The sequence below is a fragment of the Xanthomonas sp. Leaf148 genome (genome assembly GCF_001423585.1).
Lineage (GTDB): Bacteria > Pseudomonadota > Gammaproteobacteria > Xanthomonadales > Xanthomonadaceae > Xanthomonas.
In genome coordinates, this window is record NZ_LMOP01000001.1 from 420812 (window position 1) to 447078 (window position 26267).

Genomic DNA, 26267 nt, shown 5'->3' on the forward strand with positions numbered 1-26267 from the left:
GTTCCGAAAAATATATTTGTCAACGCAAATATCTCAACCGGGATTAAACCGTCAGCAAGGATCGTCACCTTACGCGCCACTCCGTCTGGCCCGGTAATACAATCAGGCCAATGACTATCGAAAACCCGCCAACGACCGTGGACGCCCTTCCCCCTGGCGTACGTGCCAGCTTCGAATGGGCCGACGGGCCGGTGCTGATCGCGTTCCTGGCCGACCTGCGCGCGGTGTGGGCGCCGGAGACCGCCTGGCATACGCATGTGCGCGGGCAGCTGATGTTTGTCGAGCAAGGGGTGCTGACCGTGCACACCGAGCAAGGCGCGCTGTCGCTGCCACCGGGCTGCGCCGGCTGGATGCCGCCCGGCCAGCAGCACACCGTAGAGCTGGCCGGTCCGATGCGCGGCTGGGGCGTGGTGGTGCGGCCGGATGCCTGCGCCGCCCTGCCCGCGCAAGGCGGCGTGATCCGGCTGACCGGGTTGGCGCGCGAAGCGATCATGCGCGCCGCCAGCTGGCCGCTGGATCAGCCGCTGGATACCGCCCAGCAACGGCTGGCTGCGGTGCTACTGGACGAGCTATGCCAGGTCCAGATCGACCACCTGCACCTGCCGATGCCGGCCGACCGCCGCCTGCTGCGGATTGCCCGGCAATTGCTCGCCACCCCCGCCGACCCGCGCCCGCTCGATGCCTGGGCCGATTGGGGCGGGCTGTCGCCGCGCAGCCTGAGCCGACATTTTCGCGACGAGACCGGGTTGAGTTTTGCGCAGTGGCGCCAGCAGGCCCGGCTGGCCGAAGGTCTGCGCCGGCTCAGCCAGGGCAGCGCCGTGGCGCAGGTGGCCGACCAGCTCGGCTACAGCAGCCCCAGTGCCTTCGTCAGTGTGTTTCACCGCCATTTCGGCGCCCCGCCCACCCGTTATCTGGCCGCCGGCCACGCGCGCGGCTTGGCATCCCCCGCCGCATCCGGATAATCGGCGCTCTTCGAGTCCGCGCTCTGGTGCGGGTTCTTCTTTCGCAGGACCTGGCTTTACATGACCGATCTGACCCGCCCCACCTTCCACGGCTTCGAACAGCTGCCGCTGCGCGAGTACGCCGAACGCGCCTATCTCGATTATTCGATGTACGTGGTGCTCGACCGCGCCCTGCCGTTCCTGGGCGATGGCCTGAAGCCGGTGCAGCGCCGCATCATCTTCGCGATGAGCGAGCTCGGCCTGAACGCGGCCGCCAAGCCGAAGAAGTCCGCGCGCACCGTGGGCGATGTCATCGGTAAGTACCATCCGCACGGCGACAGCGCGTGCTACGAAGCGCTGGTGCTGATGGCGCAGCCGTTCTCGTACCGCTACCCGCTGATCGAAGGCCAGGGCAACTTCGGCTCCACCGACGATCCCAAGTCGTTTGCGGCGATGCGTTACACCGAATCCAAGCTGACCCCGATCGCCGAAGTGCTGCTGGGCGAGATCAGCCAGGGCACCACCGACTGGGCGGCCAACTTCGACGGCACCCTGGAAGAGCCAACCTGGTTGCCGGCGCGCCTGCCGCACCTGCTGCTCAACGGCACCACCGGCATTGCCGTCGGCATGGCCACCGACGTACCACCGCACAACCTCAACGAGATCGTCAGCGCGCTGCTGCGCCTGCTCGACGACCCCGATGCCACGGTCGCCGACCTGTGCGAGCACGTGCTGGGCCCGGACTACCCGACCACCGCGGAAATCATTACCCCGGCCGCCGACCTGCGCGCCATCTACGAGACCGGCCATGGCAGCGTGCGCGCACGTTCCACCTATAAACGGGAACACGCCAACATCGTCATCGATGCGCTGCCGTATCAGGTGTCGCCGTCCAAGGTGATCGAACAGATCGCCCAGCAAATGCGCGCCAAGAAGCTGCCGTGGCTGGAAGACATTCGCGACGAATCCGACCACACCAGCCCGGTGCGTGTCGTCCTGGTGCCGCGCTCCAATCGCGTGGATGCCGAGCAGTTGATGGGCCACTTGTTCGTCACCACCGATCTGGAACGCAGCTACCGCGTCAATCTCAATGTGATCGGTCTGGATGGCCGCCCGAAGGTCAAGAACCTGCGCCAGCTGCTGACGGAGTGGCTGACCTTCCGCAGCGACACCGTCACCCGCCGCCTCAACCATCGCCTGCAGAAGGTCGAGCGTCGTCTGCACCTGTTGGAAGGCTTGTTGATCGCTTTCCTCAATCTGGACGAAGTGATCCGCATCGTCCGCAGCGAAGACGAACCCAAGCCGGTGTTGATCGCCCGTTTCGCGCTCAGCGAGGAACAGGCCGAATACATCCTAGAAACCAAGCTGCGTCAGTTGGCGCGCCTGGAAGAAATGAAGATCCGCGGCGAGCAGGAAGCGCTGGCCAAGGAACGCGCGCAGTTGATGGCCATCCTGGAAAGCAAGACCAAGCTGAAGAAGCTGATCAAGGACGAGCTCACCGCCGACGCCAAGAAGTTCGGCGACGCGCGTCGCTCGCCGCTGGTGCAGCGCGGCGCCGCGCAGGCGATCGACGAAACCGAGATGGTCGCCAGCGAACCGATGACGGTAGTGCTGTCGGAAAAGGGCTGGGTGCGCGCAGCCAAGGGCCACGAGGTCGATCCGGCCGGCATGTCGTATCGCGATGGCGACAGCCTGCTGACCGCGGTGCGTAGCCGCAGCACGCATCAGGTGGCGTTTCTGGATTCGGACGGCCGCGCTTATTCCACTGCCGTGCACACCCTGCCCTCTGCACGTGGTAACGGCGAACCGCTGACCGGGCGTTTTTCGCCGGCCTCCGGCGCATCGTTCCAGGTCATGGCCAGTGCCGACAATGCCACCCGCTTCGTGCTGGCGTCCTCGCACGGCTATGGCTTCGTGACCCGTTTCGAAAACCTCACCGGCCGCAACAAGGCCGGCAAAGCGATGCTCAACCTGACCGCCGGCTCGCATGTGCTGAGCCCGGCGCAGGTGAGCAACCCGCAGACCGACCGCATCGTTGCCGTCACCAGCGCCGGCAACCTGCTGGCCGTGCCGGCCACCGACGTGCCTGAGCTGGACAAGGGCAAAGGCAACAAGATCATCGAGATCCCCAAGGCCAAACTCGGCACCGAGCGCGTGGTGGCGGTGGTCGCGGTGGCACCGGGCAACACCCTGCTGGTACGCAGCGGCGCGCGCACCATGAGCCTGTCGTTCAAGGATCTGGACACCTATGTGGGCACACGTGCGAGTCGTGGCTCGTTGTTGCCGCGAGGGTGGCAGAAGGTGGATGGACTGGAAGTGCAGTAACGGCCTGTCATCCAATCGGCGCGCGGCGGCGCGGCTGGCATTACCGCCGCCGCTTTTCACTGAGATGCGGCAAAAGGTCGATGGACTGGAAGTGCAGTAACGGTCTGTCATCGCGGTGATGCGCGGCGGCGCGGTTGGCACTGACGCTGAGCCCTGATTCACTGAGGCGCAACAAAAGGTGGACAGGCTGGAAGCTCAGTAACGGTGGTTCGCTGAAGCGCCGCGCGACTGCACGTTGTTCGGGCGTTTTGGGTGGCTAATAAAATCACCACCAGATAGGCGCGGCCGGCGTTGTGGTTTCTATCAGCACACGGCCAAATTGCAGGTGCGATGTCCTCAGCGCTCGCGGGACCCTGTGGCGACATGGATGTCGCCACGGAGTCTCCATGGATGGATATACGACGTGTCCCGCGAGCGCTGAGGGCATCGCGCCCTCGATCAGCTCGGCTTGGAACAACGAGACGACGCTGAAGCTCAAGCTCTGCCTCGCACGGTGCAGATGCGTCGGTTGTAGCGTGGTTGATCTGCGGATTTACTGCAGGGCCCTTGCCCGCCCACCATCGCAGGACACGCTGCAAGTACGTCCATGTAGCTCTTATGCGGCATCCATGCCGCATAAGGTCCCGCGACGGCGGGCGAGCAAGGACCAGTCAAGATGGTCGGTGTGCATGTCGCGCGGATGCCCGGCGCGGTGCGGTCTGATCGGCTCCTTTAGATCTGAGATGTCACTGCTATTCCCACCACTACGTCACTCGTCAACGCAAACCAACAAGGCAACAGCATGGACACAAACTTCTGGCTGCAGCGCTGGCAGGACGGGCAGACCGGCTTTCATCAGGATGAGGTGATGCCGCTGCTGCAAAAGCACTGGCCCGCACTGCAGTTGCCACACGCTGCACGCGTATTGGTGCCGCTCTGCGGCAAGACGCTGGATCTGCATTGGCTGGCTGCGCAAGGCCATCGTGTCCTGGGTGTGGAGCTCTCGCCGCTGGCCGTGACGCAGTTCTTCGATGAGGCCAACCTGCACCCGCAGCGCCACACCAGCAGCGCTGGCGAACATTTCGTCGCCGGCCCCATCGAGATCATCTGCGGCGACGCCTTTGCGCTGGACGCAAGCGTGTTGGCCGATTGCACGGCGGTCTACGACCGTGCCGCGCTGGTGGCCTTGCCGGCGGATCTGCGCTGGCGGTACTTGGAAACCACCTACGCGCGCTTGCCTGCAGCGTGTCGCGGGCTGCTGATCACGCTGGATTATCCGCAAGCCGAAAAGGCCGGCCCACCCTTCGCGGTGGATGCGGCCGAGGTGCAGACGCTGTTTCAGGCGCAATGGCAGGTGCAGCAGTTGGAACAGCGCGACATCCTTGATCAGGAATCGCGTTTCCGTGCCGATGGCGTCACCGCACTCTCCACCGCGGTGTATCGCCTGCAACGCAGCTGACACCCAGCCTCACCGCCGGTGTCGGCTACATCGCGGCGGACCGCAGGCAATGTCGAAACAAGGTCTGCAGCGCTACTCTCGACGCATGGACGGCCTTGACGAAAAACGCCGGCACCAAGACGGCGATCTAGCTCAGCTCGACCAGCGGTAGAGCGATGAGATCAGCACATCCGATCGGGGCGCGATAGACGCGTGGGCCGTCTATCGCGCTGGCCCATACGCCGAGGCCGCCACCGCCGCGCGGCCTTGCACCGCACAGCGGTCGGCAGCGATCCCGCAATCAACCGGCCACGTGGCCCTTGTCGATCTTCGAGGTCTGGTACAGCTCCAGGCCGATCCGCTTGATCAGGCCGAGCTGCTGCTCCAGCCACCAGGCATGATCTTCTTCGGTGTCCTGCAGCTGCTTGAGCAGCATGTCGCGGCTGACGTAATCGCCGTGCTCTTCGCACAGCTTCATGCCGGCAGCGAGCGCCGCGCGTACTTCGTATTCCACCACCAAATCGCGCTCGAGCATCTCGACCACGGTCTTGCCTGGCGCAAACTCCGCCGGGCGCATATCCGGGTCGCCTTCCAGGAACAGGATGCGACGTAGCAACGCGTCGGCGTGCTCGGTCTCTTCCTGCATCTCATGATTGATGCGCTCGTACAGCGCCATCAGGCCCTGATCCTCGTAGCGGCGCGAATGCAGAAAATACTGGTCGCGTGCCGCCAGTTCGCCGCGTAGCAGCTGTTTGAGGTAATCGACGACTTCGGGATGGCCTTTCATGGTGTGCTCCAGCAACGCAATGCGCGCATGGTGCACTAAGCCGGCGGGCAATGATCTAATCGGAATCACTTTCAGTTGCGCTTGCGGCAAGACCCGTCGCGGTCATGATCTGCGGCCACACTGAGACGACCCAAACCACCACGGCGCAGTGGCAAACGGGCGGTATCGGCCAGCACTGCACTTGATGCGCCAGTGCTGCTGCTCCCGCCCCACTGCCCGCCAAGGTCTGTCGGCTACCCACGAACCACGCTCCAAGGAATAGACGATGCGCAAATGGCTGACCCGGCTGATATTGGCAACTGTGGTGCTGGTGCTCGCCGCCGGCCTGACGCTGTATCTGCTGCTGCGCGGCAGCCTGGCGCAGTTGGACGGCGAGACGCCCTTGACCGGCCTGACCGCCCCAGTCGGCGTGCAGCGCGACCACAACGGCGTGGTCACCATCGACGCGGCCAGCCAGGCCGATGCGATGCGCGCACTCGGCTACGTGCATGCGCAGGAGCGCTATTTCGAGATGGATCTGATGCGCCGCGCGCCTGCCGGTGAATTGTCCGAACTGTTCGGCCCCAAAGCGGTGGATCTGGACAAGCGCAACCGCGTGCATCGGCTGCGCGCACGCGTGCATGCCAACCTGGACATCGCCGCCGGCAGCCAGCGCGCGGCTCTGCAGGCCTACACCGACGGCGTGAATGCAGGTCTGGCCGCGCTGCCGGTGCGGCCGTGGCCATATCTACTGCTGCGCCAGACCCCGCGCGCCTGGACGTTGGAAGACTCCATCCTCACCGGCTTGGCGATGTATGCCGACCTGCAGGACAGCGACAATCAGACCGAACTGGCTGCCGCGCGCATCCGCGCCGTGGTGCCGCCCGCCCTGGCGGCGCTGCTCGATCATCAAGGCTCCAGCTGGGACGCGCCACTGTTCGGCGCGGCGCACGGCGATGCCGTGTTGCCCGATGCGGCTGCGCTGGATCTGCGTCGCTTGCCGCATCCGCCCGCTACACCGCCTGCCGAGCAACCCACCCCGGGCAGCAATAATTTTGCAGTGGATGGCAGCCTCACGGCCGACGGCCGCGCCATCGTCGCCGACGACATGCATCTGGGCCTGCGCGCGCCCAACATCTGGTTCCGCGCGCGGCTGCGCTATCCCGACGCCGCGGCGCCGGACGGCAAGGTGGACGTCACCGGCTTCACCCTGCCCGGCCTGCCTGCGGTGGTGGTCGGCAGCAATGGCCATGTAGCCTGGGCGTTCACCAACAGCTATATCGACACCGCCGACTTTGCGCGGATTCCCGCTGCCACGCCCGAGCATCCGCAAGCGCTGACCACGCATGTCGAAACGATTCGTGTGGCGGGCGCTGCGCCGGTGCGCCTGGACGTACGCGAAGCGGCGTGGGGGCCAATCCTGCATGAAAACCAGGATGGCAGCCTGCTGGCGCTGCGCTGGGCCGCGCAGCTGCCCGGCGCGATCCGTCTGGACTTCGCACAGATGAGCAGCGCACGCGACCTGCAGAGCGCATTTGAAGTGGCCGACCGCTCGGGCATTCCGGCACAGAACCTGTTGCTGGCCGACCGCAGCGGGCGCATCGCCTGGCGCCTGATCGGCGCACGTCCTGCACGCAACGCTGGATGCAGCCCGACCGGCATTGCCGAGCTTGCGACCTCTGCAGCTCAGCCGACCTTGCCCACACCTCCTGCGCAGACCGGCACACCGCCGCCCACCTGCATGCCATGGCCGGTACGCAGCGATGCGGCGCCGGCATTGGTCGACCCGCCCTCGCATCGGCTATGGACCGCCAATAGCCGCGTGGTCGATACGCAACAACTGGCCACGCTTGGCAATGCCGGCTACGACCTCGGCGCGCGTGCGCAGCAGATCCGCGACGACTTGTTCGCAAAGCAGCGCTTTAGCGAGCGCGATCTGCTGGCGATCCAGCTGGACGACCGTGCGCTGTTGCTGACGCGGTGGTGGCAGCTGTTGCGCAGCGTGGTCGAGCACAGCAAAGACCCGGCGTTGCAGCAGATCGAACAAGCAACGCGCCAGTGGGACGGTCATGCAACCACCACGTCGGTCAGCTACCGCATCGTGCGCGATTTCCGCAGCAAGACCATCGATGCGGTAGAAGCCGGTCTGCTGGCGCCCGCCCAATCCGCATTGGGCGAGCAGTTCCTGACGCCGCGTCGCGCACAGCTGGAAGGCATCGTCTGGCCGATCTTGCAGCAGCGCCCCGCCAACCTGCTGCCGCCTGCCTTTGCAAGCTGGGACCAATTGCTGAGCGATGCTGCACGCAATGCGCAAGCGGAGTTGGTGGCGCAGGCCGACCCAGGCCAGCCACTCGACAAACGCACCTGGGGCGAGCGCAACACCGCCGCCATCTGCCACCCGATCGCACGCGCGCTGCCGGCGTTGGCCGCGCGCTGGCTGTGCATGCCGGCCGACCAACTCCCAGGCGACCGCGACATGCCGCGCGTCCAGGGCCCGGCCTTTGGCGCCTCCGAACGCATGGTGGTGTCGCCCGGCCACGAGCAGGACGGCATCGTGCACATGCCCGGCGGCCAGAGCGGCCACCCACTGTCGCCGTTCTGGGGCGCCGGCCACGACGACTGGGTCCACGGCCGTCCGACTCCGTTCCTGCCGACCACCACAACGCACACGCTGCGTTTGCAGCCGCAGTAAGCGCGCTGGCGTTGTCCGATCTGTCGGATACCGGTCTCGATGCAAGCGAAGAAATGATTGAGCCGCAGTAGCCCCTCTCCTGCGGGAGACCTGCCGACCACCACAACGCACACGCTGCGTTTGCAGCCGCAGTAGGCGCGCTGGCGTTGTCCGATTTGTCGGATACCGGTCTCGACGCAAGCGAAGAAATGGTCGAGCCGCAGTAGCCCCTCTCCTGCGGGAGAGGGGTTGGGGTGAGGGTACGTGCGCACGCATGCGACCGATGGCATGCGATGCGACGCAGCCTCGGCTTGTTTCAAGCGGCTTGTGCATGACAAACACCACGAGGCTTCGTGTGTCCCCTCATCCGCCCTTCGGGCACCTTCTCCCATCGGAAGAGGGAGAGCGCTGCACTTCTGACGTCTGCATTTAGAGCAGCTAAAAAAAGACTGTGCAGCCATCAGGCGGGCGCGGCCATTGCTCGGTGGGGTATGTACCACGCATACGCTCCGGTTACTCCGCGCCCCGCCTGACGACTGTTCGCTACGTTTCGTTAGCCACGCTTATGGGTTGCGTTTGGCGTTCGGCGTTCGGCGTTCGGCGTTCGGCGTTTGGCGTTTGGCGTTTGGCGTTTGGCGTTTTGGATGCTGCACCTCGCACATCTGCACGTTTCAGCGTCCAGGCATCCGCACGGCAGGCGGGGCATGTGATCAAGCGAGCACAGCATGATAAGATGCATTTGATAACCATTATCATTAACGACCAATGCGCCCCACGCTTCTTGTCACCGCGCTGACCGCTGCGCTCGCCCTGCCCTCGCCATCCGCTTTCGCTCAGCACACCAGCACCTCGCCTGCGGTCACCGAACTGGATGGCGTCAACGTGGTCGGTCGGGCGCAGACGTTATACAAATCCGACGATGCAGCGGTCGCCACGCGCACCGACACGCCACTGGCGCTGGTGCCGCAATCGGTGCAGGTGCTGCCGCGCGAGTTGATCGACGACCAGGCCGCGCGCCAGATCACCGATCTGTATCGCAGCATCAGCGGCATCAGTTTCTTCAGCTACGCGGGCGTTACCTTGCGCGGGTTCCGACAGGAAAACGTGCTGTATGACGGTCTGCGTGGCGATCCGTATGCCGGTTTTTCGGTGCCGCAGCTGTTCAACATCGAACGCGTGGAAGTGCTCAAGGGTCCGGCCGGTGCGTTGTATGGCGGCGGCGAACCCGGCGGCGTCATCAACTACGTCACCCGCAAGCCTGCGCACCAGGCGCAGCGGCGGGTGGAGCTGCAGCTGGGCAATCAATCGTTCGGCGCAGCGTCGTTCGAAGCCACCGGCCCGGCGCGCGAAGACGGCCGCATCCGCTATCGCATCGGCGCCTATGCCGATGGCGAGGATGGCTTTCGCTGGAACACCGATAGCCAGAGCCAGATCGGCGATGCCTCGGTGGCCTTCGATGTCGGCGACACCGGCGAGCTCACCTTGCAATACACCGATATCACCCAGAACCTGGGCGGCAATCGCCTGCGCGGCGTGCCGGTCGATGACGACGGCAGCTTCCTCACCGACCGTCGCTGGAACCACAACGAGCCCACCGATTTTCTCGACATGCGCGCCAAGGTCGCCTTCGCGCAGTATCGGTTTGCGCCCTCCAGTGCGTGGGATGTGGATATGGCACTGCGCTGGTTCAAAAACGATGAGCATCAGATCTATCACGAGCCGATGGGCTTGATCGACCGCGATCGCGACGGCACCGCCGAGTGGATGACGCGGCAGTTACGCAACCAGTACCGCGACAACGATGCCATTTCCAGCAACGTCAATGCGGTGTTCCGCACCAGCACCGGCGCCATCGCACACAAGCTGCTGATGGGCGCCGATTACTATCGCCTGGATGCCGATTTCCGTGCGCAAACGGCCAATACCGCAGATAGCGGACGCGTGCGCGGGCCGGTGCCGGGCATCGACTTGTTCAACCCGGTCTACGGGCGTAGCGGCTTTTACGATTACGGCCTGGACACGCTGCCCTGGCGTGCCACCAGCACGCGTAGCCTGCGCTACGGCGCGTATCTGCAGGACGAACTGACGTTGACCCCACGCTGGTATGCGATGGCCGGACTGCGCTGGGATGGCTTCAAGGACGACAACCTGCTGGATGGCTCGCGCATCACCGGCAACGACCTCAGCTGGCGCGTGGGCAGCACCTTCGTGCTGCGCGATGGCGTCAATGCCTATGCGAGTTACGCCAGCGGGTTTGTGCCGCAGGACGCGGCAAATCAGGATGCGAGCGTCGGCGGGCCGTTCGACCCGGAGCGCAGCAAACAATGGGAGCTTGGCCTGAAGACCGCGCTCAACGATGGCGGGCTGACGCTCAATACCGCGCTGTATCGCATCGAGCGCAGCAACATCGTGCAGGCCAACGGCAGCGTCGTCGATGGCGTCAACCAACTCTCTGCGCTGGGCCTGGTGCGCAGCGAAGGGCTGGAGGTCGATCTGCTGGCCGATCTGACCCAGCGCTGGGTGCTCAACCTGACCTACGCCTACAACGATGCGCGCGTGCTCGATGCCGGTAGCGACGGCATCACCAATGCATCGGGCGATCGCTTCGCCAACGCACCGCGTAACACGCTCGGGCTGTGGACCCGCTACGACTTGCCGGCCTGGCGCTCGGCGGTAGCCTTCGGCGCCGACTACGTGGGCGAGCGCGTCAGCCTGGACGGCCAGCGCGTCAAGCCGTACGCCATCTACGACATCAGCTGGCAGACGCAGTGGGATGCGTGGAAGCTGCAGATCAACGTCAAGAATCTATTCGACAAGGTGTACGCGATGAGCGGCTTCAATGCGCGTGGCGGGCACTTTCCGGGCGAGCCGCGACGCATCTATGCGCAGTTGGCCTATACCTTCTGAGCACGGCGACTCGTCGCTCAAGCATCTGCAGCACGCGACGCTTGCAACGCCGGCGCGCCCTCCGGCAAGCATCGCCATCACGATCACGCCTGCGTCCATGCAACACGCACTCGCCACCACCGCAACTGCGCGTTGACGCACAGTTGCACTGCGCACGATTGCCACGCAATGAACCTGCGCCGAATCGCGCAGGCGGTCATGGGCTGGAACTTAACGTTCGGTGGGACACACTAGAGGCCGTCGCGATCTGGAGATCTCTCCACACCGATCGCCCCCCTCCCCTCACTGACCGGAATCCGCATGCCTCAGCTTGCCCGCTCCGTTTCCGCCCTGTTGCCCCTGGTGTTTGCAGCCGCCTGCTCGGCCGCACCACCGGCTAAATCCGGCCCACCCGACGCGCCTGTCGCCAGCTGCACCGCCAAGGTGAAGCCGGGGCAGGATCTGCAAAAGGCCATCGATAAACTGCCGCAAGGCGATACGCCGTCGGTGTTGTGCCTGGAAAAAGGCGAATTTCCGCTGCGTGGGCTGGTCTCGATCCACCGCGGCAACCTGACCTTGCGCGGCAAAGGCCCAAGCACGGTGTTGCGTATGGCCGATGGCGTGCAGCAACCGGCACTGGTGGTGGGCGACTACGAAAATCAGCAGCCAACCGGCGTGATCCGCAATGTCAGCATCGAAGACATGCAGATCGTTGCCAGCACCGGCGACAAGGAATTCATGCCCGAGCGCCCGTACCTGAGCAACAGCGCAGTGGTGGTGCGCTCCGGCCAAGGCATTCGCCTGGCTGGGTTGCAGGTCAACAAGTGCCGTAGCGCCTGTCTGTTGAGCGAATACGACACGCGCGAGATCACCATCGAAAACAACGATGTGTCTGGCGCGATCTGGGACGGTGTGTCGTTCAACCGCACCGCCAAGGTGACCATGGTCAACAACTACATCCACGACAACGTGGCGGCCGGGTTGACCACCGAACATCTGGAAGACAGCGAGATCCGCAACAACCGCTTCGAGCGTAACGGCAGCCAGGGCATCTATCTGTCCGATGCGCGGCGCAACCGCTTCAGCAACAACGTGTTCGATGGCAACAAGGTGGCCGGCGTGTTCCTGGCCTGCGCCATCCGCTATCGCACGCCGGAAATCCTGTGCTGGGACAACAGCATGAGTCAGGACAACGTGTTCGAGAACAACCGCTTCTCCAATACGCCGTTCACCTACACCATCGGTGTGGACCGTGCCGCCAACTGCACCGCGGCCGACTTCAAGCCCAACCTGTGGCGCAACAACCAGGCCGATGTGGCCGGTGTGGATATCGAGCCGCAGCGCTACGGCTATTGCGTGCGCCACGAGCAATAAACACGTGCACTACAGAGCGGCCGGCAGCGCGTTGGCGCATGCCGGCCGCTGCAGTTGCAACGCGCGTTATGAGGCCAGTGCCTGTTCGTGCACGCCGGCGATCGCACGGCCCGACGGGTCGGCCATCGCGGCAAAACTCGCATCCCAGGCAATCGCGGTCGGCGACGAGCACGCAATCGACTTGCCGCCCGGCACCGTTTCTGCCGCCGCCTGGCTCGGGAAAAACTGCTCGAACAGGCTGCGATAGAAATACGCTTCCTTGGTCTGCGGCGGGTTGACCGGAAAACGCCGGTCGGCCGCAGCCAGCTCGCGGTCGCTCACATGCGCGGCGGCATGCGCCTTGAGCCCATCGATCCAGCCGTAGCCCACGCCATCGCTGAACTGCTCTTTCTGCCGCCACAGGATCGATTCCGGCAGATAACCGGCGAACGCTTCGCGCAGCACGCCCTTTTCCATACGCGTGGCGCCGGTGCTGGTCTTGTCGATCATCTTGAAGCTGGCATCCATGCGCATGGCCACATCCAGGAACTCGCGGTCCAGGAACGGCACGCGTGGCTCAACGCCCCAAGCCATCATCGACTTGTTGGCGCGCAGGCAATCGAAGTTGTTGAGTGCATCCAGCTTACGTACCAATTCCTCATGGAATTCGCGCGCGTTCGGTGCCTTGTGGAAATACAAATAGCCGCCAAAGATTTCGTCGCTGCCTTCGCCAGACAGCACCATCTTGACGCCCATCGCCTTTATGCGCCGCGCCAGCAGAAACATCGGCGTGGACGCGCGAATGGTGGTGACGTCGTAGGTTTCGATGTGGCGGATCACTTCAGGCAACGCGTCCAGGCCTTCTTCGAAAGTGTATTCGAACCCGTGGTGCACGGTGCCCAGCGCTGCGGCGGCCACTTCTGCAGCGGCAAGATCGGGCGAGCCTTTCAGGCCGATCGCGAACGAATGCAGCCGCGGCCACCACGCTTCGGTGGTGTCGTTTTCTTCGATGCGATGCCGTGCATAGCGCGCGGCGACGGCTGCAACCAACGACGAATCCAGGCCGCCCGAGAGCAACACGCCGTATGGCACGTCGGTCATCAACTGACGATGCACCGCCCGCTCGAAGGCTTCGCGCAATTCCTGCAGTTGCACCTGCACGCCTTCCACTTCGCCGTATTCGCGCCAGGCGCGTTCGTAGTAGCGGCTCAATGCGCCGGTGGCGCTGTCGTACCAATGGCCCGGCGGAAACTGTGCGGCATCGGCGCAATCGTCCACCAACGATTTCAGCTCGGAGGCCACGCGCAGGCGGCCTTCGCGATCGTGGCCCCAGTACAGCGGCACCACGCCGATCGGGTCGCGCGCAATGATCACGCGCCCGGCCGCCTTGTCCCACAGTGCGAACGCAAAGATGCCGTTGAGGCGGTTGAGATACGAGGCCGGTGCATCTTCGCGATACAGCGCGTTGATCACCTCGCAATCGGAACCGGTCTGGAAGGCGTACGGCTGCTGCAGCTCCTGCTTGAGTTCGCGATGGTTATAGATTTCGCCATTCACCGCCAAGGCCAGCTGCCCATCTTCGGAGAGCAAGGGCTGCGAGCCGCCAGCCGGGTCGACGATGGCCAGCCGCTCGTGCACCAGGATTGCGCCGGTGTCGACATACACGCCGCTCCAGTCCGGACCGCGATGCCGCTGCCGCTGCGAACATTCCAGCGCCTGCCGGCGCAGGGCCTGCAGATCGTCGCCGGGTTGCAGGCCGAAAATGCCGAAGATGGAACACATGGAAACACTCCTGATCAAACTGCGGGGATGGATGACCGATGGACGAGCATGCTGCTTGGAAGTGACGCCCAAAAAAAAACCCGCATCGGCCGATGCGGGTTTTCTGATTCCTGGGCGTTTGGATGTACTTCGCCTAGTCGCAGACCCGCATCGGCCGCGCACGATTATTCGCGCGCAGCGTGTTGCGGTTGGCGTTATTAAGCTTGGCGAGGTGGATGACCATGTAACCGACGCTAACCGTTCGTTTTCGCTGGCGCAACTGTTTCAGCGGCAACGACGGCGACGCAGCGCTTGCTCAACCGATCAACAAGCGTTCGACAAGCGTGCGGTACAGCGACGGCAACGCCTCCAGATCGGCCACGCGCACATGCTCGTCGACTTGGTGGATCGACGCGTTGACCGGGCCGACCTCGATGCATTGCGCGCCCAGCGGCGCGATGAAGCGCGCATCGGAGGTGCCACCGCCGGTGCTCTCCTCCGGCGGCGCGCCAGCGAACTGGCCCAACACTTCGCGCGCGACGCTGCGCAGGCGCCCCTCCGGGGTGTAGAACGGCTCGCCGCTGCGGTGCCAGCGCACGCTGTAATCCAGCGCATGGCGATCCAGCACTGCGGTGATTTCTGCCTCCAGCCGCGGCGCATCCCACTGCGGGGTGTAACGCAGATTGAAGGCCACCTGCAGCTCGCCGGGGATCACGTTGTTGGCACCGGTGCCGGCATGGATGTTGGAAATCTGCAGACTGGTGGGCGGGAAACTTTCGAACCCGTCGTCCCAGCGCCGTGCGACCAATTCGGCCAACGCGGGCGCTGCCAGATGGATCGGGTTGCGCGCCTTGTGCGGATACGCCACATGGCCCTGCACGCCGTTGACGGTCAGCGTGCCGGACAGGCTACCGCGGCGTCCAACCCGCAGCAGGTCGCCCAGTCGCTCGGTGGACGATGGCTCGCCGGTGATGCACCAATCGATCGCTTGCCCACGTTCGCGGAACAGATCGGCCACACGCCGCACGCCATCGATGGCATCGCCTTCCTCATCGGAGGTCAACAACACCGCCAACGTACCGGGGTGCTCCGCATGGGCCGCAACAAACTGCTCGGCGGCAATCACGAAGGCAGCCACGCTGCCTTTCATATCGGCGGCACCACGCCCGTACAGCACGCCATCGCGGATCTGCGGATCGAACGGATCGCTGGTCCACGCTTCGCGCGGGCCAGGCGGCACCACATCGGTATGCCCGAGCAGCACCAGCACCGGCGCGCCGCTACCGTGCGTGGCCCACAGATTATCGACCTCGCCCAAGCGCAGGTGCTCGCAGGCGAATCCGGCAGCGGCCAGGCGCTGCGCGATCACGGCCTGGCAGCCGGCATCCACCGGGGTCACCGAGGCGCGCGCAATCAAATCACGGGTCAGATCCAGCACATCACTCATCGAAACATCACCATAGCGAGGCCGCACCAGCGGCGTGGATGGATCATGGACAGCGTAGAGCAAGCGCACTGACCAGGTCCGCGCCGCGCGCGTTGATCACCGCTCGCGGCGCGTCGTGGTACTGCGGTCTACGCTGAAGCAAGCTGCACCCAGTACGGGCGTCTTTCGCCACCGCAGCAGCAACCGCTGCGGTGGCATTGCCGGCACCGTCGCGACTGCAGCTGCTCAGCCCACACCAAACGCTTTCTTGAAGCCGTTATCGGAAAAGCCCTGAGTCAATGCACCGTCGTCGGTAACCACTACCGGCCGGCGGATCAACTGCGGGTACTCGCGCAATAACAGCTTCCACTCCGCCTCCGAGCCGGGCACCTTCTTGTTGTCGGGCAGCTGCCGCCAGGTGGTGGACGACTTGTTGATCAAGGCATCGAATCCGCCCGCCTTGTCGGCCCACTCCAGCAGTGTCTCCGGCGACGGCTTGTTGTCGCGGTAATCCACAAACGTGTAAGCGACACCGAAGCGGTCCAGCCACTTGGTGGCCTTCTTGCAGGTGTCGCAGTTCTTCAATCCATACAACGTGGTCATGTCGTGCTCTCTTCAACTGCATGGTGCGTGCCCGCACGCGCCAGCAAGGTGGTGGCCAACGCGGTGGGGTCTTGCCCGCGTGCAGGCAGGAACACCACCCGTGCGCGCTCACCGTGGAATTTCAACGCCAGCCGCACCGGTGGAAACAGCCAGGCCGGATCGACCGCACGCAACTGCGCCAGGTCCACACGCTGCGACCGCCCCTTCTGCACGATCTCCAGCGCATCGCCGGCATCGCGCACCTGCGCCCATCGCCTGCACAACACGATATGCCGCACGGTCAGCCCCAGCATCGCGACAGGCGCCAGCCAGCGCAGCACGTCCAGCTGCTGCGGCACGCCATCGCGCGCCAGCGAGCCCGCCACGTAGACCGCGGCCCATCCCAGCCACAGGGCCGGGATGCCCCACCGGATCCAGCCACTGCCCGGACGCGACAGCAGGGTGCCGGCGGATGCGGGTGCGGTACTCAATCGGCCAGACCGCGCAGCAGCTCGTTAACGCTGGTCTTGCTGCGTGTCCTGGCATCCACCTGCTTGACGATCACTGCGCAATACAGCGAATGCGAGCCGTCCTTGGACGGCAGCTGACCAGACACCACCACGCTGTACGGCGGCACATAGCCGTAGGAAATCTCGCCGGTAGCGCGGTTGTAAATACGCGTGCTCTGCGAAATGAACACACCCATGCCGATCACGCTGTGATGGCCGATGACCACGCCTTCGACCACCTCCGACCGCGCGCCGATGAAGCAATGGTCTTCGATGATGGTCGGGCTGGCCTGCAGCGGTTCGAGCACGCCACCGATGCCGGCACCGCCGGACAGATGGCAGTGCTTGCCGATCTGCGCGCACGAGCCCACCGTTGCCCAGGTATCGACCATGGTGCCTTCGCCGACATAAGCACCGATATTGGTGAAGCTCGGCATCAGCACCACGTCCTTGCCGAAATAGGTGCCGCGACGCGCGACCGCACCGGGCACCACGCGCACGCCGGCCTTGCGGAAGTCGGCTTCATGGAAGCCGGCAAAGCGCGATTCCACCTTGTCCCAGAACGGCGCCGGCTGGGCGTCGATTACCGCCATCTCGTTGACGCGGAAATACAGCAGCACAGCTTTCTTCAACCACTCGTTGACGGTCCAGCCGCCCTGCCCGTCCGGCTCGGCCACGCGGAATTCGCCGCTCTCCAGGCCATCGATCACGCGGGTGACGATCGCGCGGGTGGAGCCGTCGATCTCATCCATCGTCAAGGTGGCGCGGCGCTCGAAGGCGCTTTCGATGCCGAACTTCAGTTCATCGCTGCCCACATGGGTTGCCGCGCTCTGCACGGCCTGCTCGGCAATCGGCCGTTTCTTTGCAGCGGCCGCTTTCTTTGCAGCTGGCGCCGACACCACGCCGGTCGCCTGCCTGGCCACGCGCGCTGCGCTGGCGGCCTTCTTTTCAGCAGTCTTCTTTACAGCAGCCTTGTTTACAGCGGTGCTCTTGACCGGCGCGGTCTTGACCGCCGCCGTCTTGACGGCGCCTTTCTTGCCGACGCTCGCGACCGGCTTGGTCGTGTCTGCTGCAGGCGTCTTGCCGGCCTTGGCGGTGGAGGTGGCTGCGCGCTTGGGTGCGGCGCTGGCGGTGGTCGCGCCGGGCTTGCGCGCGGTCTTCTTGGTGGTGGCCATGGGGGTCTCCAGACGTACTAGGCGGGGTCGAGACAGGCGCACAACGCATCGCGCAGGGCCTGCCGGGCGGATTCGGACAACGGGCGATCGTGCTCGTCGGTGATCTGGAACTGATCTTCCGCACGCTCGCCAAAGGTGGCGATGCGCGCGTCGTGCACGCGCAGATGTTGCATGCGCAGGACATACGCCACATCGGCGAGCAGGCCGGGGCGATCGGGGGCGACCAGACTGATGCGGGTGCGGCGGCCGCCAGCGCTTTCGCTGAATTCCACGCGCGGCGCAAAGCGGAAATGCCGCAACTGGCGCGGCACGGCACGCCGCGATGGCCGTACTTTTTGCAGGTCGCCGGCCAGCACCTGGCGTAGCGCGGCGGCAAGACGCTGCGGATCGCCATCGGCATAGCCTTCCTGCGGCAGCACTTCGAACACGTCGAAGATCGCATCGTGCGGCGCGTCCAGCACGCGCGCACGATGGATGCCGTAGCCCTTGCGATCCAGCGTGGCGACGATCGCCGAAAACAGGCCATCGCGGTCTGGCGAATACACGAACAGTTCCAACGCATCGTTGTCCGGCACCGCACGACGCGCTTTGACCAGGGTCTGGCCGATCTGCACTTCGATCAGCGAGACGGCCTGCCAGGCGAGCTGCTCGGGACGGAAGCGCAGGAAGTTTTCATCCGGCATGCCGGCGAACTGGCGGTCGATGGTGGCATCGTCATGGCCTTGCGCCTGCATCAGCGCGCGTGCGGAGTCGCGCGCTTCGCGCAAGCGCTCCTCGCGCGGCGGCGGATGTTCCAGGCCTTCGCGCAGCGCGCGACGCGCGGCGAAATACAGATCGGCCAGCAACCGGTCCTTCCACGCATTCCACAACTTGGGGCTGGTGCCGGCGATGTCGGCGCAGGTCAACAGATACAGATAATCCAGACGCTCGCGGGTGCCGACCAGGGTGGCGAAGCGATGGATCACCTCCGGGTCGGAGATGTCCTGCTTTTGCGCGGTGACCGACATGCGCAGGTGCTGCTCCACCAGCCAGGTCACCAGTTCGGTATCGCCTTCGCTGAGCCGATGCGCAAGACAGAACGCGCGCGCATCGACTGCGCCCAGTTCGGAGTGATCTCCACCGCGGCCTTTGGCGATGTCGTGAAACAACCCGGCCAGCAGCAGCAATTCTGGCTTGCGCAGCCGTGGCCAGACTTCGTGGGTGATCGAAAAACGCTCGTCGGCGCGCCCTGCGGCGAACAGCGCGATGTTCCGCAGCACCATCAATGTGTGCTGGTCCACCGTGTAGACGTGAAACAGATCGAACTGCATGCGACCGGACACACTGGCAAACGCCGGAATCCACTGCCCCAGCACACCCAGCCGCGCCATGCGATTGAGCGTTTCCACCGCACGCGGGCCGCGCAGCAGCGCCATGAAACGGTCGCGCGTGGCGGCATCGGCCACGTCGTAAGCCGGCAGTTGCTGCAGCACTTCGGCCAGCGCGCGTGCGGTCAGCGAATGCAGCCCGCGCACATCGCGATGCGCGGCCCACTGCGCAAACAGCGCGAATACCCGCAGCACATCGCCATCCGGCCAGCTGTCGGCATCGGCGGCCAGGTAACCACGACGCAGACTGAAACCGTCGTCCAACGGCTCCGGTACCGCCTCGCCATCGAACTGTTCTTCGAAGCGCTGCAGCAGCCGGTCGCTGATCCGGCGGATCAACGCAGCGCTGCGGTAAAAGCGCTGCATCATCTTTTCGACGCCCAGGCTTTCCGGGTCGTCGGCAAAGCCCAGCCGCTGCGCCAGGGTCTTTTGGTAATCGAAACGCAGGCGTTCTTCCGGCCGGTTGGCCACGATGTGCAGCCCGAAGCGCAGCCGCGCCAATTCTTCGCGCTCGCGTCGCAAGGCAGCCGCTTCGTCGAAGCCGACATGGCCCAGCCCGACCAATGCTTCCAGATCCTTAACCCCGAACGCGCGCAACGCCATCCAGCCCAGGGTCTGCAAATCGCGCAGGCCACCCGGGCCGTCCTTGATGTCGGGTTCGAGATTGTCGGCGGTGTCGCCAAACCGCTGATGCCGCGCCAGCAATTCTTCGCGCTTAGCCTGGAAGAAATCGCGCGGCGGCCACACCCATTGCGGCGCGATCGCCGCAGCCAGTGCCGCGCGCGCGTCGCCATCGGCCACCAACGGCCGCGACTCGATCAACGCGGTGAGCACGGTCTGATCAATCGCCGCGGCGGTACATTGCGCCGGCGAGCGCACTGCGTGACTGATCGACAGGCCCACATCCCACAACAACGCGAACAACCGCGCCAGCGCCTGCTCGTGGCGCTGCTGCACGGCGGTGTCGCCCAACACCAGCACGTCCACGTCCGAACGCGGAAACAGCTCGCCGCGGCCATACCCACCGACCGCATGCAGCGACAGGCCGCTATCGGCCGGAATACAGCGGGTCCAGGCGTTGCGCATCAACTGGTCGACCGCGCGTGCGCGTAGCGCAACCAACCGTTCGATCGGTTCGCCCTGATCGAAGCGTTTGCACAGCCGCATGTCCGCGTGCACCAGCAGCGGACGGGCCTGCGCGGCCCATTCCGCATCGCCGGCGACGCCCGGGTCGGGTCGATCCGCCGGCGTGGCCGTCATACCGGCGCGGGCGAATTGGCAGACAGCGTCAGCACATCCACGCCGTCTTCGGTCACTGCGACCATGTGCTCCCACTGCGCGGACAACTTGCGGTCCTTGGTGACCACGGTCCAGCCGTCGGGCAGTGTCTTATGGTGATAGGTGCCTTCGTTGATCATCGGCTCGATGGTGAAGGTCATGCCCGGCTTGAGCACCAGGCCTTCGCCCGGACGGCCGTAATGCATCACCTGCGGTTCGTCGTGATAGACCTTGCCGATGCCGTGTCCGCAGTAGTCGCGCACCACGCTGAAACGTTCGGCCTCGGCAAACTTCTGGATCGCATGGCCCACATCGCCCAGCGTGGCGCCCGGCTTGACCGCGCGGATGCCGCGCCACATCGCTTCATAGGTGGTGTCCACCAGGCGTTTGGCCATCACCGACGGCGTGCCAACGTAATACATGCGGCTGGTGTCGCCGTGCCAGCCGTCCTTGATCACGGTGACATCGATATTGACGATATCGCCTTCCTTCAACACCTTGGCCGCGCTCGGAATGCCGTGACAGATCACGTTATTGACCGAGGTGCACACGCTCTTGGGAAAGCCGCGATAGCCAACGTTTGCAGGAATGGTGCCCTGCACGTTGACGATGTGGTCGTGGCAGATGCGGTCGAGCTCGGCAGTGGTCACGCCTGGCTTGACGTGCGGGCCAACGATGTCGAGCACCTCGGCGGCCAGACGGCCGGCGATGCGCATCAGTTCGATTTCTTCTTTGGTTTTTAGATTGACGCTCATGCCCCGATTATCGCCGATCCGGGCTGAATCTGAACGACCCGCGACAGCGTTTTTTGCAGGACACAGTGTCGACACGGCAAGCGGACCGGGCAACAGCAAACCGTCGCGAGCGCCTATTCATGTGTGACGCAGTTCCTCTCGCGTCAAGAATCCTGCGAGCGAAGTCATCAATAGGACATCGCAAATTTCGCAAAAGATGCAAGCGAAACAGCTAGATACAAGATGAATTCGCAGTTATGTTTGGCACAGTTGATGCATTGCATGGAGGGCGACAGCTTGTCGCGTCATCAAAGACCTGACCGGTCAAGGAAATGTCCATGCGCACTGTCCGCCCTGTCCTGCTCTCCATCGGCCTGCTCTCGACCATCGGCATGGCGACGGCAGCAGATACAACCACCTTCAACGTCAAGATCGCCGTCACCAAGGCCTGCACCATCACCGCCGCCTCCGCCACGGACGTCGACTTCGGCTCGGTGCTCTCCACCTCGACCGCCAACGCCGATGCCAACGGCAGCGTGACCGCCCAATGCACCGCATTGACGCCCTACAACATCGCGCTGAGCGCGGGCAGCAACGCGGGCACCGCCAACGATGTGACCACCCGTCGCATGAAGAACGCCGACCCATTGGTCACCACCAACAACTTCATCGCCTATCAGCTCTATCAGGACCTGGGCCGCAGCACGGTGTGGGGCAGCACCACCGGCACCAACACCCTGAGCCGCACCGCCACCGGCATCAACCAGGTCTACCCGGTCTACGGTCGTGTGACCAATCCGTCGGTCAACAACGCCGCGACCGGTAGCTACCAGGACACGATCACCGCGACCATCGTCTATTGAGCTCACGCATGCCATTGCAACAGCTGCCGTCGCGCCTCCGTGCGTGGCTGGTCCCGGTTGGACTCGCCCTGAGCCTGTCGCTGAGCTGCGCCTGGCTGTTGCCGTCTGCGCAGGCGGCCAGCCTGCAGCTGGCACCGACCTCGCTGACCCTGAGCGCAGAGCAGACCGCCGACGGCCTATGGCTGAGCAACAGTGGCGGCGCGCCGGTGCAAGTGCAGACCCGCGCCTATCGCTGGACCCAGCGCGATGGGCAGGACCAGCTCGATCCGACCCAGGAAATCCTGATCAGCCCACCGATGCGCACCCTGGCTGCAGGCGAGCGCCAACTGATTCGCGTGATCCGCGCCGGGCCTGCGCCCAGTCGCCAGGAGCTCTGCTACCGCATCATTGTCGACGAACTGCCCAGCGCCGATGCCGATCGCAAGGGCATGCAGTTCGTGCTGCGCTACTCGGTGCCGATCTTCGTCCTGCCACCCGGCAAGGCCGAGCCCACGCCCACCCTGAGCGCGCAGGTGATCGCCGGTACCGATGGCAATGCGCAGATCCAGATCAGCAACAGCGGCTCCGGGCATGCGCAGGTCGCCGATCTGCAGCACCGGGTCGATGGCGCAACCAAGACCACCTTGAATGGCTTGGTGGGCTACGTGTTACCGGGCCAGACCATGCGCTGGTCGCTGGGCGCACCGCTGGCGCAGTTCGGCCGCGGCTCCATCGTCGCAAGGATCAATGGTGAGGCTGACGAACGCACCCTGTTGGCCGCGCCCACGGCGCCGTGATGCGGCCCGGCTGGCGATGACCCTGCTTGCGACCGCCACCGGGTTGGCAAACGCCATGGCCGGCGATCTCGCCGATGTCGCATCGTTGCCCGACCAGATTGCGCAAAGCGCCGCCACACAACCGCAGTCGCTGTATCTGGACGTCACCTTGAATCAGGCCGATCGCGGCCTGGCGCCGTTCGAACTGGTCGACGGTCATTTGCGTGGATCGGTGGAAACGCTGCGCAAACTCGGCTTCATCCTGGCCGATCGCCTGCCCGGCGAATTGGTCGATCTGGATCAGCTACCCGATGTGGAAGTGCGCTACGACGCCGCACTGCAGCGGCTCGCGCTGCAGGTACCGCTGGCGCAGCTGTCGCTGTCCACCACCGTACTCAAGGCCGAAGAAGCCGCCCCGCCCAGCGCCACCGCATCGCCGGGCATGCTGCTCAATTACGACTTCTATGCCACGCGCAATGCCGGTTCCAGCAGCATGTCGCTGGCCACCGAACTGCGCGGCTTCGGCCTGGGTCGCGGCATGGTCGATACCACCGCCATTTTTCTGGCCTACGACCGCCCGCAGGACCAACGCTGGCGCAGCGAGGCGGTGCGCCTGGATAGCGCCTGGCAGATGGATTTCCCCGACAGCGCCACCAGCCTGCGGGTGGGCGATTTCTACAGCGGGTTCGTCGACTGGAGCCGTTCGCTGCGGCTGGGCGGCGTGCAGATCGGCCGCAATTACGCGCTGCAGCCCTACCGTGTGCTGACCCCGACGCCCAGCTTTCTGGGCGAAGCGGCGGTGCCCTCCACGGTGGAGCTGTATGTCGATGGCCTGCGTCAGTACAGCGGCCAGGTACCGGCCGGGCCGTTTCAACTGGCCGCGCAACCGGGCATCAGCGGCACCGGGCAGGCGCAGATCGTGGTGACCGATGCCTTCGGCCGGGTGCGTCGACTGGACTTCGCGTTTTACGGCACGCCGCAACTGCTTGCGCGCGGCATTTCCGAGTGGTCGGCAGGCATCGGCCATCTGCGCCGCGACTATGGCGTGCGTTCGTTTTCCTATGCCTCGCAGCCGGTCGCCAGCGCCAGCTTTCGCAAGGGATTGCGCGATGACTTCACCATCGAGGCGCACACCGAAGCCGGCGGCGGCGTGGTCAATGCCGGCGCAGGCGGGGTGTGGTTGCTCGGCGCTGGCGGCGTGTTCAATGCGGCCTACGCACACAGCAGCATGCATGCGCTGCGTGGCGGCCAGTCCGTGCTGGGCTACGCCTGGAACAACCGGCGTTTCAACGTAAATCTGGGCACCCAGCGTACCCACGGCGATTACCGCGACCTCGGCGCGTTGCAGGGCAGCCTGCCGGCGCGCGTCAGCGACCGCGCCGCATTCGGCGTCAATGCCGACCCGATCGGCTCGCTGGGCACCAGCTACGTGCGCCTGAGCTACCCGCAAGGCGACACCTCGCGTTATGCCAGCGTGTTCTGGTCGCGCAGCTTCGGGCGCAACTGGGCCGCCAATCTATCCGGCAACCAGAACCTGGATATCCGCAGCGACCGCAGCCTGTATCTGTCGCTGTCCACCACCTTCGGCGAATTGCGCCAGGCCAGCGCGTCGATGCAGCGCAACGGCAATCGCACCGGGTTTGTGGCCGATGTCAGCCAGCCGCTACCCGGCGACGGCGACCTGGGCGGCATCGGCTGGCGCGTGCAGGCACGCGCGGGCGACGATGCCAGCGGCGGGCTGGCCGAGCTGGGCTGGTTGAACCGCGTCGGCCGCTACAACTTCGGCGCCGCCACCCAGGACGGCGACCAGTTCGGCTATGCCAGCGCCAGCGGCAGCCTGGTGTGGATGGACGGCCGCAGCTTTGCGGCGCGCGACGTCCAGGACGCGTTTGCGGTGGTGTCCACCGACGGCCAGGCCGGCATTCCGGTACGGCTGGAGAACCGCTTGATCGGGGTCACCGATGCACGCGGCACCTTGTTGGTGACGCCGCTGCAATCGTGGCAGCGCAATCAGCTATCGATCGACACGCTGAGCCTGCCGGCGGACCTGCGCGTGGATCGGGTCGACACCACGGTGACGCCGCGCCAGCAATCTGGTGTGGCGGTGCGCTTCGGCATTACCCGCGTGCGGGCTGCGGTGATCGTCTTGCACGACGCAAACGGCGCGCCGGTGCCGGTGGGCAGCGTGGCGCAACGCGAAGGCGGTGCCGAACGCGTGGTGGTCGGCTACGACGGCGAAACCTATCTGGACAATCTGCAGAACGACAACCGCATCCTGGTGGAGTTGCCGGAGGGCCGCTGCATCGCGCAGTTCGCGTATCCGGCCGACGCTGGCCGCATTCCGCGGGTCGGCCCGTTGCGCTGCATCGCGGAGCCGACGCCATGAGCCTGCATGCGCTCTGGCGGGTCTTGCTTGCACTGAGCCTTGCACTGCTATGGCTGACGCCCAGCCAGTCGGCGCATGCCGATACCACCTGCACGGTGACGTTGGGGACGCCCTTGGCCTTCGGCAACGTGGCTGCCAATGGCGCCACCGATGCGGTCGCGAGCTTCAACGTGTCCTGCGCCACCACCGCGCTCAGCGTGCTGGGCCAGGCGCGGGTGACGCTGTGCCTGGACCTGGGGCCCGGCAGTGCCAGCGCAGGCGTGTATACGCCGCGCCGCATGCTCAACGCCACCAGCGATGCGGTGAGTTATCAGATCTACAGCGATGCGGCGCGCACGCAGGTCTGGGGCGCCACCGGATCGAGCACGCCGTCGCCGCTGGTACTGAATTTCGCCTATTCGGTACCGATCCTGGTCGGCGGCTCGCAGACCACCACGGTCACCTTCTACGGACGCATTCCCGGCAGCCAGACGCTGTCGGTGGGCAACCACACCAGCAGCTTCGGCGGCGCCGATACGGTGATGCGCTACGCCTACAACGAAAGCATCATCGGCGGCATCCAGCCGCCGGCCAGCTGCAACACGGGCGGCAGCGGCGCCAAGACCGCCAGCAATGCATTCCCGTTCACCGCCTCGGCCAATGTGCCGGCGCGCTGCAATACCTATGTCACTACCGATCTGGATTTCGGCAGCATCGCCGGCAGCATCGACACCCAGATCGACCGCAGCTCGACCATCAGCCTGGCCTGCACCAACCGCACCGCCTGGAACATCGGCCTGGACGTCGGCGTCAACGCCAGCGGCAGCACCCGACGGATGCGCCACGCCAGCAGCGCCAACTTCATCACCTACGAGCTCTACAAGGACTCGGGCCGCAGCAGCCGCTGGGGCACCACGATCGGGGTCGATACCCTCGCCGGCACCGGCAACGGGGTCGCGCAGACGGTGACCGTCTATGGCCGCGCGCCGGCGCCGCAGCTACCCATCGCCGGGGCCTATACCGACACGGTGACTGTCTCGATCACTTACTGACCGTTAATTAAGTTCGCTTCGGGGGCGTCGCTATTTGTAAC

Annotated in this window: 18 protein-coding genes and 1 other RNA gene; 11 read left to right on the forward strand and 8 right to left on the reverse strand. The window is 65.1% G+C overall.

The annotated features are described in order from the left end of the window. Nucleotides 1-110: 110 nt before the first annotated feature. The 3 genes from ASF90_RS01750 to ASF90_RS01760 all read left to right on the forward strand — a co-directional run bounded on the left by ASF90_RS01750 (nucleotide 111) and on the right by ASF90_RS01760 (nucleotide 4704). Entirely contained in the window at nucleotides 111-962 is an 852-nt protein-coding gene (locus ASF90_RS01750; RefSeq protein ID WP_055845056.1) for a helix-turn-helix transcriptional regulator, read from the forward strand. A gap of 60 nt (nucleotides 963-1022) precedes the next feature. Continuing rightward, nucleotides 1023-3266, forward strand: coding sequence for a DNA topoisomerase IV subunit A (gene parC, locus ASF90_RS01755; RefSeq protein ID WP_055845059.1), 2244 nt, complete (start codon nucleotides 1023-1025; stop codon nucleotides 3264-3266). Between the two features lie 781 nt (nucleotides 3267-4047). After that, nucleotides 4048-4704, forward strand: a complete 657-nt coding sequence (locus ASF90_RS01760) for a thiopurine S-methyltransferase (RefSeq protein WP_055845062.1) — start codon at nucleotides 4048-4050, stop codon at nucleotides 4702-4704. Nucleotides 4705-4984: 280 nt separating this feature from the next. On the opposite strand, the gene bfr is transcribed toward ASF90_RS01760, so the two are convergent. Further along, complete coding sequence (gene bfr, locus ASF90_RS01765) at nucleotides 4985-5470, reverse strand: bacterioferritin (RefSeq protein ID WP_074059611.1); 486 nt, start codon at nucleotides 5468-5470, stop codon at nucleotides 4985-4987. A gap of 265 nt (nucleotides 5471-5735) precedes the next feature. Here bfr and ASF90_RS01770 point away from each other — a divergent pair, with 265 nt between their 5' ends. From ASF90_RS01770 to hpaM, 4 genes are all read left to right on the forward strand, one after another. Next, a complete protein-coding gene (locus ASF90_RS01770; RefSeq protein ID WP_055845068.1) occupies nucleotides 5736-8141 on the forward strand; it encodes a penicillin acylase family protein in 2406 nt (801 codons plus the stop codon). A 470-nt stretch (nucleotides 8142-8611) separates the two neighbouring features. Further along, nucleotides 8612-8679, forward strand: a non-coding RNA gene (locus ASF90_RS21165) — sX9 sRNA. Nucleotides 8680-8885: 206 nt separating this feature from the next. Beyond that, nucleotides 8886-11027 carry a TonB-dependent receptor gene (locus ASF90_RS01775; RefSeq protein WP_055845073.1) on the forward strand — a complete coding sequence of 714 codons (2142 nt, stop codon included), beginning with the start codon at nucleotides 8886-8888 and terminating at the stop codon, nucleotides 11025-11027. 300 nt (nucleotides 11028-11327) lie between these two features. After that, a complete protein-coding gene (gene hpaM, locus ASF90_RS01780) occupies nucleotides 11328-12380 on the forward strand; it encodes a type III secretion-associated outer membrane-bound protein HpaM (protein WP_055845076.1) in 1053 nt (350 codons plus the stop codon). A 66-nt stretch (nucleotides 12381-12446) separates the two neighbouring features. Here hpaM and asnB read toward each other — a convergent pair whose 3' ends face one another. The 7 genes from asnB to map form a co-directional block, all read right to left on the reverse strand. Further along, the gene (gene asnB, locus ASF90_RS01785) at nucleotides 12447-14141 is read right to left on the reverse strand and encodes an asparagine synthase B (RefSeq protein ID WP_055845080.1); all 1695 of its coding nucleotides are present in this window, start codon (nucleotides 14139-14141) and stop codon (nucleotides 12447-12449) included. Nucleotides 14142-14436: 295 nt separating this feature from the next. Next, nucleotides 14437-15567 (reverse strand): succinyl-diaminopimelate desuccinylase, encoded by a 1131-nt coding sequence (gene dapE / locus ASF90_RS01790; RefSeq protein WP_055845083.1) that lies wholly within the window; start codon nucleotides 15565-15567, stop codon nucleotides 14437-14439. Nucleotides 15568-15792: 225 nt separating this feature from the next. Beyond that, nucleotides 15793-16149: an arsenate reductase gene (locus ASF90_RS01795; RefSeq protein ID WP_055845087.1), complete on the reverse strand. Its 357-nt coding sequence runs from the start codon at nucleotides 16147-16149 to the stop codon at nucleotides 15793-15795. Then, complete coding sequence (locus ASF90_RS01800) at nucleotides 16146-16619, reverse strand: hypothetical protein (protein WP_055845090.1); 474 nt, start codon at nucleotides 16617-16619, stop codon at nucleotides 16146-16148. The genes ASF90_RS01795 and ASF90_RS01800 overlap by 4 nt, the downstream gene beginning before the upstream one ends. Continuing rightward, a complete protein-coding gene (gene dapD, locus ASF90_RS01805) occupies nucleotides 16616-17812 on the reverse strand; it encodes a 2,3,4,5-tetrahydropyridine-2,6-dicarboxylate N-succinyltransferase (protein WP_055845093.1) in 1197 nt (398 codons plus the stop codon). The genes ASF90_RS01800 and dapD overlap by 4 nt, the downstream gene beginning before the upstream one ends. A gap of 17 nt (nucleotides 17813-17829) precedes the next feature. Further along, on the reverse strand, nucleotides 17830-20439 hold the full coding sequence (locus tag ASF90_RS01810; RefSeq protein WP_055845096.1) for a [protein-PII] uridylyltransferase: 2610 nt from the start codon (nucleotides 20437-20439) through the stop codon (nucleotides 17830-17832). Then, nucleotides 20436-21212 (reverse strand): type I methionyl aminopeptidase, encoded by a 777-nt coding sequence (gene map / locus ASF90_RS01815; RefSeq protein ID WP_055845099.1) that lies wholly within the window; start codon nucleotides 21210-21212, stop codon nucleotides 20436-20438. The genes ASF90_RS01810 and map overlap by 4 nt, the downstream gene beginning before the upstream one ends. A 317-nt stretch (nucleotides 21213-21529) precedes the next feature. On the opposite strand from map, the gene ASF90_RS01820 reads away from it, so the two are divergent. The 4 genes from ASF90_RS01820 to ASF90_RS01835 are packed head-to-tail and all read left to right on the forward strand — an operon-like array spanning nucleotide 21530 to nucleotide 26226. Continuing rightward, nucleotides 21530-22054, forward strand: coding sequence for a spore coat U domain-containing protein (locus ASF90_RS01820; RefSeq protein ID WP_055846220.1), 525 nt, complete (start codon nucleotides 21530-21532; stop codon nucleotides 22052-22054). 8 nt (nucleotides 22055-22062) lie between these two features. Then, entirely contained in the window at nucleotides 22063-22830 is a 768-nt protein-coding gene (locus ASF90_RS01825; protein WP_055845102.1) for a molecular chaperone, read from the forward strand. Nucleotides 22831-22846: 16 nt separating this feature from the next. Next, the gene (locus ASF90_RS01830) at nucleotides 22847-25195 is read left to right on the forward strand and encodes a fimbria/pilus outer membrane usher protein (RefSeq protein WP_055845105.1); all 2349 of its coding nucleotides are present in this window, start codon (nucleotides 22847-22849) and stop codon (nucleotides 25193-25195) included. Next, nucleotides 25192-26226, forward strand: a complete 1035-nt coding sequence (locus ASF90_RS01835) for a spore coat U domain-containing protein (protein WP_055845108.1) — start codon at nucleotides 25192-25194, stop codon at nucleotides 26224-26226. The genes ASF90_RS01830 and ASF90_RS01835 overlap by 4 nt, the downstream gene beginning before the upstream one ends. The last annotated feature ends 41 nt before the right edge of the window (nucleotides 26227-26267 follow it).